This is a genomic window from Sphaerisporangium dianthi, assembly GCF_042654065.1.
Lineage (GTDB): Bacteria > Actinomycetota > Actinomycetes > Streptosporangiales > Streptosporangiaceae > Sphaerisporangium > Sphaerisporangium dianthi.
This window is the reverse complement of sequence record NZ_JBHSFP010000026.1, coordinates 126,071-135,467: the sequence shown is the minus strand read 5'-3', so window position 1 is coordinate 135,467 and position 9,397 is coordinate 126,071. Positions and strand designations below refer to the sequence as shown.

General features: G+C 70.0%; 9 protein-coding genes. 4 read left to right on the top strand and 5 right to left on the bottom strand.

The features are described from left to right. Both ACFO60_RS29760 and ACFO60_RS29755 read left to right on the top strand, forming a co-directional pair. A partial coding sequence (locus ACFO60_RS29760) for a carbohydrate ABC transporter permease (protein ID WP_380846646.1) occupies positions 1-949 on the top strand: 949 nt, incomplete at its 5' end. Beyond that, positions 946-1,764, top strand: coding sequence for a carbohydrate ABC transporter permease (locus tag ACFO60_RS29755; protein WP_380846643.1), 819 nt, complete (start codon positions 946-948; stop codon positions 1,762-1,764). The genes ACFO60_RS29760 and ACFO60_RS29755, both read left to right, overlap by 4 nt. 128 nt (positions 1,765-1,892) lie before the next feature. On the opposite strand, the gene ACFO60_RS29750 is transcribed toward ACFO60_RS29755, so the two are convergent. The 5 genes from ACFO60_RS29750 to ACFO60_RS29730 form a co-directional block, all read right to left on the bottom strand. Next, positions 1,893-2,780 (bottom strand): NmrA family NAD(P)-binding protein, encoded by an 888-nt coding sequence (locus ACFO60_RS29750; RefSeq protein WP_380846640.1) that lies wholly within the window; start codon positions 2,778-2,780, stop codon positions 1,893-1,895. A 50-nt stretch (positions 2,781-2,830) separates the two neighbouring features. Then, positions 2,831-3,439 (bottom strand): TetR/AcrR family transcriptional regulator, encoded by a 609-nt coding sequence (locus tag ACFO60_RS29745; protein ID WP_380846637.1) that lies wholly within the window; start codon positions 3,437-3,439, stop codon positions 2,831-2,833. Between the two features lie 61 nt (positions 3,440-3,500). Continuing rightward, positions 3,501-4,373: an ABC transporter substrate-binding protein gene (locus ACFO60_RS29740; protein WP_380846634.1), complete on the bottom strand. Its 873-nt coding sequence runs from the start codon at positions 4,371-4,373 to the stop codon at positions 3,501-3,503. A gap of 138 nt (positions 4,374-4,511) precedes the next feature. Next, positions 4,512-5,267, bottom strand: coding sequence for an SDR family NAD(P)-dependent oxidoreductase (locus ACFO60_RS29735; protein WP_380846631.1), 756 nt, complete (start codon positions 5,265-5,267; stop codon positions 4,512-4,514). A gap of 660 nt (positions 5,268-5,927) precedes the next feature. After that, positions 5,928-6,473, bottom strand: a complete 546-nt coding sequence (locus ACFO60_RS29730; RefSeq protein ID WP_380846629.1) for a TetR/AcrR family transcriptional regulator — start codon at positions 6,471-6,473, stop codon at positions 5,928-5,930. Between the two features lie 84 nt (positions 6,474-6,557). Here ACFO60_RS29730 and ACFO60_RS29725 point away from each other — a divergent pair, with 84 nt between their 5' ends. Together ACFO60_RS29725 and ACFO60_RS29720 are read left to right on the top strand one after the other, a co-directional pair. After that, positions 6,558-7,481, top strand: coding sequence for an oxidoreductase (locus ACFO60_RS29725; RefSeq protein ID WP_380846626.1), 924 nt, complete (start codon positions 6,558-6,560; stop codon positions 7,479-7,481). 178 nt (positions 7,482-7,659) lie between these two features. Beyond that, on the top strand, positions 7,660-9,114 hold the full coding sequence (locus ACFO60_RS29720) for an aldehyde dehydrogenase (protein ID WP_380846623.1): 1,455 nt from the start codon (positions 7,660-7,662) through the stop codon (positions 9,112-9,114). The last annotated feature ends 283 nt before the right edge of the window (positions 9,115-9,397 follow it).

Below are 9,397 nucleotides of genomic sequence, written 5' to 3'. Positions count from 1 at the left end.
CGCGGGCGCCCGGCCGAGGCGGCCGCCGGCCCCGCCGCCCCGCGCCGGCCGGCGCGCGGCCGTGCGGCGGCGGTCCGGGCAGTGGGCGGCGTGGGCGTTCCTGGCGCCCGTCGTCGTCTATCTGCTGGTCTTCTACGCCTATCCCCTCTACCGCAACGTGGACCTGAGCCTGCGCGACTACACGGTGCGGTCCTTCGTGCAAGGGGGTGCGCCGTTCACCGGGTTCGCCAACTACGACAAGATCTTCGCGAATCCGACGTTCGGCCCGGCGCTGTGGCACACCGTGGTCTTCACCGTGGTGTCGCTGGTGTTCCAGTTCACCATCGGCCTCGGCCTCGCGGTGTTCTTCACCCGGCACTTCCGGCTGGCGGCGACCCTGCGGGCCCTGTTCCTGGTGCCCTGGCTGCTGCCGCTGATCGTGTCGTCCTCGACCTGGTCGTGGATGCTCAACAGCGACTCCGGCCTGGTCAACGCGATGCTGGCGGCGCTCGGGATGCCGCCGGTCAACTGGCTGACCTCGCCCGACTGGTCGCTGTGGTCGGTGACCATCGCCAACATCTGGATCGGCATCCCGTTCAACCTGGTCGTGCTGTACAGCGGCCTGCAGGCGATTCCGGCGCACATCCACGAGGCGGCCGAGCTCGACGGCGCCACGGGCTGGCAGCGGTTCTGGAAGGTGACCTTCCCGCTGCTGCGCCCGGTGTCGGCGATCACGCTGCTGCTGGGGCTCGTCTACACGCTGAAGGTGTTCGACATCATCTGGATCATGACCAGGGGCGGGCCGAGCGACTCCTCCACGACGCTGGCCACCTGGTCCTACCGGCTGGGCTTCGGCAACCTGCTGCCGGCCTTCGGACCCGGCGCGGCGGTGGGCAACCTGCTGATCGTCATGGCCCTGGTCTTCGGGCTGGTCTACATCCGCTTGCAAAGAAGGCAGGCCTTCGCATGAGCGCCTCGCGCAGCTGGGGCAAAAGCGCGATCGGGCTGGTGCTGACCGGCCTGATGCTGTTCCCGGTCTACTGGATGATCAACGTGTCCCTCACCCGCGACCAGGACATGCGCAAGAGCCCGCCGTACCTGTGGCCGGCGAACGGGACACTGGAGGGCTACCGGGCGGTGCTGGAGCAGCAGGGGCCCTACCTGGTCACCAGCCTGGTCATCGGGCTCGGCACCGTCGCGCTCACGCTGGTCATCTCGGCGCCGGCCGCGTACTCGCTGGCCAAGCTGCGCCCACGGGGTGGCGGGGTGCTGAGCTTCGTGCTGCTCATCGCGCAGATGATCCCGGGGATCATCATGGCGATGGGCTTCTACGCCATCTTCCTCAGCACCGGCGTGCTCAACACGGTCCCCGGCCTGATCGTGGCCGACTCGACGCTGGCGGTGCCGTTCGCGGTGCTGGTCTTCACCACGTTCATGTCCGGAATCCCCGAGGAGCTGATGCAGGCGGCCAAGGTGGACGGCGCGGGGGCGCTGCGCACGTTCTGGTCGGTCGTGCTGCCGGTGAGCCGCAACTCGATCATCACGGTGTCGCTGTTCGCGTTCCTGTGGGCGTGGTCGGACTTCATCTTCGCCAGCACCCTGGACGGCGGCGGCGACCACCAGCCCATCACGCTCGGCATCTACCACTACATCGGCAACAACAACCAGCAGTGGAACGCCATCATGGCCACCGCCGTCGTCGCCTCCATCCCGGCCACCGCGCTCCTGGTCATCGCCCAGCGCTACGTCGCCGCCGGAGTGACCGCCGGCGCCGTGAAGGACTGACCCCGGCACCATCACCGGCCCCGGCCGCGGCCGGCACGGCCAGGGCGCCGCCGCGTCACCGAGACCGGGCCGGACCTCGCCGGCGGCGGTGGCGTGCGGGCCGGGTCCTGTGTCTCATCGAGGGGATTTCAGGCCCGGCCCGGCTGCTCGGCGAGCACCTGGGCCCAGTCGACCGTCCGCGCCCAGTCCAGGTAGGAGTGCCAGCCCACCTCCGGGAACCGCGCGTGCAGCGCGGCGATGTCGGTGTGCGCCCGGTTGTCCTCGAAACTCTGGAACATGTCGGCGATGTCGTCCCCGGCCCACTTGCGAATCATGGGGATGGGAATGTTCTCGTAGGGCAGGTCGGAGCCGATGGCTTCGGACAGGAACCGCGCCGCCTCCAGGGTGGTCACGCTGTCGGAGACGACGTCGATCGCTCTGCCGGACAGCTCGGCGGGGTTCTCCATCGCGTGGACGGCCATGCCGGCGATGTCGAGCACGGTGACCTGGTCGAGCCTGCGCTCGGCGGAGAGCGGGAAGGCGTAGACGCCTTGGTTCAGCCGGGTCAGGCCCACATTGAGGGCGTTCTCCATGAAGTAGGCCGGCTGAACGCCGGTGAAAGTGGTGCCCCGCTCGACAAGGTAGCGGTGCACGACCTGCTTGGCGGAGGCGTGCTCGACCGTGAAGTCGGCCGTGCTCGCCGCCCCCTTGACCGATGAGTAGATCAGGTGGGCGTCCACCGCCCTCGCCGCGTCGGCGAGGGCGCGGCCCTGGGCGATCTCCCCGGCGGCGCCGTCCTCGCCGAAGGGGACGGTCAGCCCGAAGATCGCATCCAGGCCCCTCGCCGCCCTGGTGAGGGCTTCGCGGTCGGCGAGATCGCCGACCGCGAAGCGGACGCCCTGTGCGGCGAGCGCGTCCGCCGCCGGTGTCGCGGGGTCGCGGACGTAGGCGACAGGCTCATGGCCGTGCTCGAGCAGGCGCGCGACGACGGCTCCGCCCTGCAGGCCGGTGGCTCCTGTGACGAGGACGCGGATCATGGATGCTCCTTAATCAATCAGTTGAATGATTTTCTGCGTGAGGACGGGCCTCATGCGTGCCCTACGTCCAGAAGGGCGGAGAGGGCCTCGCTCACGCGTTGCCGGTACTCCTCCGAAAGCGGATCCACGTCGTAGATCCCTTCGATCACCTGCGGAAGTGCGACGGGGGCGAAGGCGAGCAGGAAGGACAGCAGCGTCACGAACTCGGGCGGGTGATCATCGCCGATCTCGCCCGCCGCCTGCCGGGCGCGCGTCTGCTCGACGGCGGCGGCGGCCACCGTGCGCCACTCCCGCGCCAGCGCCTCGGTGTCGCCGGGGTAGTCACCGAGCGCCTGCCACACCACCAGACGGGCTCGCCGGGGATCACGCAAGGTGGCGTCCAGCACCATGCGGAAGCTCTCAAGGAACGGCTCGGCCCTGCTGGCCGGCACCAGCTTCGAGCGCCGCTCCTGCCAGCTCGACAGCAGCTCCTCCAGCAGGCCTTCCTTGCCGCCGAAGTAGTAGGAGATCAGCTGCACGTTGACGCCGGCGCGCCTGGCGATGGCCGCGGTGCGAGCGCCGCTGTACCCCTTGGCGGAGAACTCGTCGAGGGCCGCGTCAAGAATGCGCTCCCTCGTACGCGCCGCTTTGCTCGTCGCCTGGAGCTGATCTTCGGGCATGGGCACACCCTATCAATCAATCACATGATTACAAGCGCGGCACATCCGCCGTCCGTCGTTCTCAACCTGGCGCGGTGCGGTAGAACTCGGCCGCGGTGAAGGTGGCGGGGACGCCGAGCTCGGCGGCGACCGCGGTGATCGCGGCGGCGCCCACGGCCAGGTCGGCCTGGCCGTCGGTGGTGAAATACGGCGCGATGAACGCCTCGTAATGGGCCCGGACCTCATCTGCGGTGTGTCGGCCGAGGAATGTCCGCATGTGCCGCACCGTGGTGCCGGGATCTTCGTGGATCACCCGCAGGGCGCGCCGGTGGGCGCGTACGACGGCCTGGACCGCAGGATCGTCCGGGTCGATGAAGCCGGGGTCGACGGCCACGCCCACGGTGGGGACCTGGAAGTGGTCGCCGACCCAGGCCAGCACCCGCAAGCCGTGCTCGGCGGCCATCGCCTCCGGCGCCATGGTGCTGCCGACCAGGGCGGCGTCGATGCCGCCGTCGCGCAGCCATCGCAGGTCCATGCCATAGTCGCCGGGCGGGCGGACGACGGTGTGGACATCGCGGTCCGGGTCGAGGCCCGACCGGCGCAGCACGATCCGGGCGAAGCACCCGGGTGCGGTGTGAGGGGCGTGTACCGCCAGCCGCCGGCCGGCCAGGTCGGCCAGGGAGGTCAGGCAGGGGCGGGCGAGGAACCAGAACAGCGGGCGGTGGGTGTTGACATTCACTCCGACCCAGGGGATGCCCTCGGCCAGCCGGGACAGCAGTGTGCGGCCGAGCCCGATGGTGGCGCCGCGGCGCAGCCGTTCCTCGTCCCAGGCGCAGCCGTCGCGCAGCGCGACGTGGACGCCCTCGTCGGCGTAGTAGTCCTGCTGGTCGGCGATGTAGGCGACCAGTTCCTCGTGCAGGCCCCGCCCGACGTAGGCGAGATCGATCGTGTGCATGAACGTTGTCCCTTGATCGTGCCACCGCCCTGCGCCCATGCGTGCGGCGGACCATGGCGCCTGGTGACGGCCTGCGGGATGCCGTTCTGCCGCCGGCCGGACCTGGGACGGCAGGGCCCCCGTGCGCGAGAGACGGCGTCAGTACATGGACATCCCGCCGTTGACCGCGGCGGTGGTGCCGGTCATGAAGGCACTCTCCTCGCCGGCGTAGAAGGCGACCGCCTGCGCGACGTCGGCCGGGTGTGCCAGGCGGCCCAGGGGAGTGGCGGCCACCTGCCGCCGCTTCTGCTCCTCGCCCAGCACGTTCGCCATGCGGGTGTCCTCCACCGGGCCGGGTTCGACGACGTTGACCGTGATGCCCCTCGGGCCCAGCTCCTGGGCGAGGTACCGGGCGAACTGCGCCAGTGCGGCCTTGGCCGTGCCCAGCGCGATCATGCCCTCCCGTGGCTGGCGGCTGAGGCCGGTGCCGAGATAGACGATGCGTCCCCAGCCCTGTCCGGTCATGGCGGGCAGAACGGCTTTGGTGACCGCGAACGCCGCACGCATCTCGTCGTCGAGCTTGCCGCCCAGTTCGTCCCACGTCATGTCCTGGAACGGCTTGATCGCATACGGGGTGAGCGCGTTGTGCACGAGCACGTCGACGCCGCCCCATGCCTCCTGGACCCGCACGATCATGCCCTCGACCGCCGCCGCCTCGCGCACGTCGGCCCGCGCGGTCATGGCCTGGCCGCCTTCCGCCTCGATGCCGGCCATGACCTCGTCGGCCGCCGTGGCGCTGCGGAGGTAGTTGACCACGACCCGCATCCCTCGCGCGGCCAGAAGGCGCGCGGTGGCCGCACCGATTCCGCTGCTGGCCCCTGTCACCAGTGCCACCCTGCCGGTTGCCTCGGTCACGGGCCCACCCCCTGCTCATCATCGCGGGGCCGCCGGCATGACCACCGGGAGCCGGTCGTCGCGGATGCCAGGTGTGCCGAGCGGATCGCCCCCGACGGCCGCCCGCGACCCGGTTCAGCAGGCTTCGCGCGGCGACCGCGAGGTGGGCGGCCGTCCCGGCGCCCGTGCCGCGGCCATCACCGCACCTCTCATAGACGTACATACCCGGACATCTACGGCTATGCCCGATTACCAGGCCGAGGAACACCGGGACGCCGTTCACCGGCCGATTCCGGCCGCCACCGGTTCCTTCCGGGCGTGTCAGGGATGCGGAGGAGATACGCGCGAAAGGGGCCACTTGGTCGCGAATCATCTCCGAGCGCGAGTTGGCGCAGTTCTTCACACCGGACGAGGCTGAGATCGCGTGGGCGGTGAAGCGGACCCATGGCCGCCCGGAATCGCTCCTCGCGCTACTGGTGTTGCTGAAGTCTTGTGCCCGGCTGGGTTATTTCCGGGCTTGGACGAGACGCGGGTGGAGGGCGATGGGGTTGGGGGGGCTTGGCCGGCCTGCGGGAGTGGCGGGATCAGCGCACCAGGGGTGGCTGCATGCGTGCGGGTTGATGCTGGACGGCGACGGCGCGGAAGAAGGCCAGGGCGCCGGCGACCGGCTCACCCGCAGGGTCAGGTCACGCCGAGGCCGCGCAGGAAGGCGTCCGCGACGAGGTCGGCCGCCTGCGGGGGATCCACTGCGGGGAACCGGTGGGCGATGCTGTCGACAAGTGCGTCGAGGACCGCACGTGCCCAGGCCGCATCGATATCGGCGCGCAGGTAGCCCTCATCGCAAGCGCGCTGGATGAAGGTGCTCAGGCGCGCACTCTGCGCTTCACGGCGAGCGCTGGCTTCGGGGTCCTTCTGCATCATACGGCGCGTGTCGACAGGCCACTCGCGGCTGACCGGGATGATCCCCTCCAGATAGCGGTGGAGAGCGACCGGCACCGGGGCCTCGGTCAGCCGCGCCTCGTCCAACACCCGCTCGGCCGAGTCGAGTTTGGCCTGGAAGACGGCGCGCAGCAGCACCTCCCGATTCGCGAAGCGGCGATGAACGGTGGTGCGGTCGACACCCGCCGCAGCGGCAATGGCCGCCATCGACGTGCTCGGATCCTCCGCCAGGAGGCGGGCCCCGGTGCGGAGGACGGAGGACAGGTTGCGTGCGGCATCGGCTCTCATGGTCCGGCCATCCTAATCAGCAGTGGTGATTACAGCGACATCATCCCGTAGTGAGATGCATCTCACTTATTTATTGCAACATCAATGTTGCAGTTGACGATGAAACGTCTACATTGGGATTGCGCCCTGGAGGGCGGCGAGAGGCAACGAGATGATGAGGAGAACGCCATGTCACGGACTTGGTTGATCACCGGTGGTTCCCAGGGGCTGGGCAGGGCCCTGGTTCTTCAGGCTCTTGAGGACGGTGATCGAGTCGTCGTTACGTCCCGCAGGCCGGAGGCTCTGGCTGATCTGAAGGCGAAGTATCCGGAGCGGCTGGAGGCCGTGGCGCTGGATGTCACGTCGCGGTCCGAGGCTCGGGGCGTGGTGGCGGCCGCAGTGGAGCGATTCGGCACCGTCGACGTCGTTGTGAACAACGCGGGTTACGCCACCAGCGGTTCGATCGAGGACTTCCCGGAGGACGAGTTCCGGGCGCAGGTCGAGGCGAACCTGTTCGGTGTGATCAACGTGACCCGGGCTGCCCTGCCCGTACTGCGTGGCCAGCGGTCCGGGCACATCGTGCAGATCTCGTCCATCGGCGGCCGGGTCGGCGGCACGCCCGGGCTCAGCGCCTACCAGACAGCAAAGTTCGGAGTCGAAGGCTTCTCCGAGGTGCTGGCGAACGAGGTGGCCCCGTTCGGCATCAAGGTGATCATCGTGGAGCCGGGCGGTATCCGCACCGGCTGGGCCGCCGGCGCCGCGAAGCCGTCCGGACCCATCGCTCCTGACTATCAGCAGACGGTCGGCGCATGGCTGGAGCAGTTTGCGGCCTACAGCGGCAACGAGCCCGGCGACCCCGCCCGAATGGCCCGGGCCGTCATCGCCGCCGTGGACGCGCCCGAGCCCCCGCGCCGGCTCCTGCTCGGCAGCGACGCCCTGGAAATCGCTGTCAGCGCGGAAAAGGCTCGCCTGGCCGAGGCCGACACATGGGCCGAAGCGAGCCGCTCCACCGACCACCAGACCGCGTAACGACCCTGCAGCTTCGCGTGCCGTCGGTCGCCTGCCCGACGGCACGCGACCACGGGCCCGGCGACAGCGCGGATACCCGCTCGCTCCGGTGGTCTCCTCCACCCCTGCGGCATCGCCCGGGACGCACTCCCGCCCGGGCCCTGCACCCACCACGTTTCACACGAAGGAATCGACAGACATGACTGTTCGCGACAAGCTCTACATCGGTGACTCCTGGGTCACCCCCAGCAACCCGGAGCTGCTCGACATCCTTTCCCCCCACGACCAGTCGGTGCTGGGCCGCGTGGCCCAGGCCGCACCCGCCGACGTGGACGCGGCCGTCGCCGCGGCCCGCGAGGCCTTCGACCACGGCCCCTGGCCGCGCACCACGCCCGAGGAGCGGCAGGAGATCATCCGGCGCTACGACGCCCTGCGCACCGCCCGCGCCGACGAGGTCGCCGCGGCAATCTCCGTCGAGAACGGCTCGGCCGGCTGGTTCACCAAGGTCGGCCAGCCCTTCCTGACCCGCCAGGTCAACGCCTACCTCAAGGCGGCCGAGGAGTTCGGCTGGGAGGAGGTCATCCAACCCTCCGACCCGTCGGTGGCCTTCGACACCATCGTGCGGCGTGAGGCGATCGGCGTGGTCGCCGCGGTCATCCCGTGGAACTCGCCGTTCTCCGCCGCCACCGCCAAGCTGATCCCGGCCCTGCTGGCCGGCAACACGGTTGTTTTGAAGGTCTCCCCGGAGAACTCCCTCAGCATGATGCTGCTAGCGGACCTGTGGCACGAGGCCGGGCTTCCCGCGGGCGTGCTCAGCATCCTTCCCGCCGACCGCGAGACCAGCGAGTACCTCGTCTCCCACCCGGACGTCGACAAGATTGCCTTCACCGGCTCCACGCGTGCCGGCCGGCGCATCGCCTCCATCGCCGGCGAGCACCTCAAGCGGGTCAGCCTGGAGCTGGGCGGCAAGTCCGCGGCTCTGATCCTGGAGGACGCGGACCTGGACGCCGCCGTACAGGGCCTGCGCTTCGGCTCCCTCGGCAACAACGGCGAGGCCTGCATCCTGCAGACCCGCATCCTGGTCCCCCGCGAGCGTTACGAAGAGGTCGTCGCCGCGCTCAAGGACATGGTCGAATCGCTGAAGGTCGGCGACCCTTCCGCCCCCGACACCTTCATCGGCCCGATGATCCGCCCCGACCAGCAGCAGCGCGTCATCGACTACATCAACATCGGCATAGCGGAGGGCGCCCGCCTGGTCACCGGCGGCCCGCACGTCCCCCAGGGCCTGGAAAAGGGCAACTACGTCACCCCGACCCTCTTCGCCGACGTCGACAACTCCATGCGCATCGCCCAGGAGGAGATCTTCGGCCCGGTCCTGGCCGTCATCGCCTACGACGACGAGGACGACGCCGTCCGCATCGCCAACGACTCCGAATATGGCCTCTCAGGCGGCATCTGGAGCGCCGACCCCGAGCGCGCCCTGGCCGTCGCCCGCAAGCTGCGCACCGGAACCATCACCCTCAACGGCTCGCCCATCAGCTTCGACGGCCCCTTCGGCGGCTACAAGGCCAGCGGCCTCGGCCGCGAGTACGGCAAGGTCGGACTCACCGGCTACATCGAGCACAAGTCCATCACCCGGCTCCGGCAGCCGTAGCCGACCGGAGAGGCGCAGACCTACAGGGCCGGAACCACCCGCAGTGCGGTCGGCAGGCCGGCCCGGCCTGCCGCACCCCCGGCTCGACGCCGGCACGTCCTGAGCGTGCACGGGGACGAGCAACGTGAACCGAGCCGCCGGGCCGATCCGATCCGTCGGTCGCACTGTCACCGGCGACGCCCCGGCGAACCGCCGCCCCGCGCGGCCCGAATCGCTGCGACGCGCCCGGCCCACCTCCTGGCCGTGACCGCTCCCCGCAATCGCTGTACCGGCGTGCCACCCG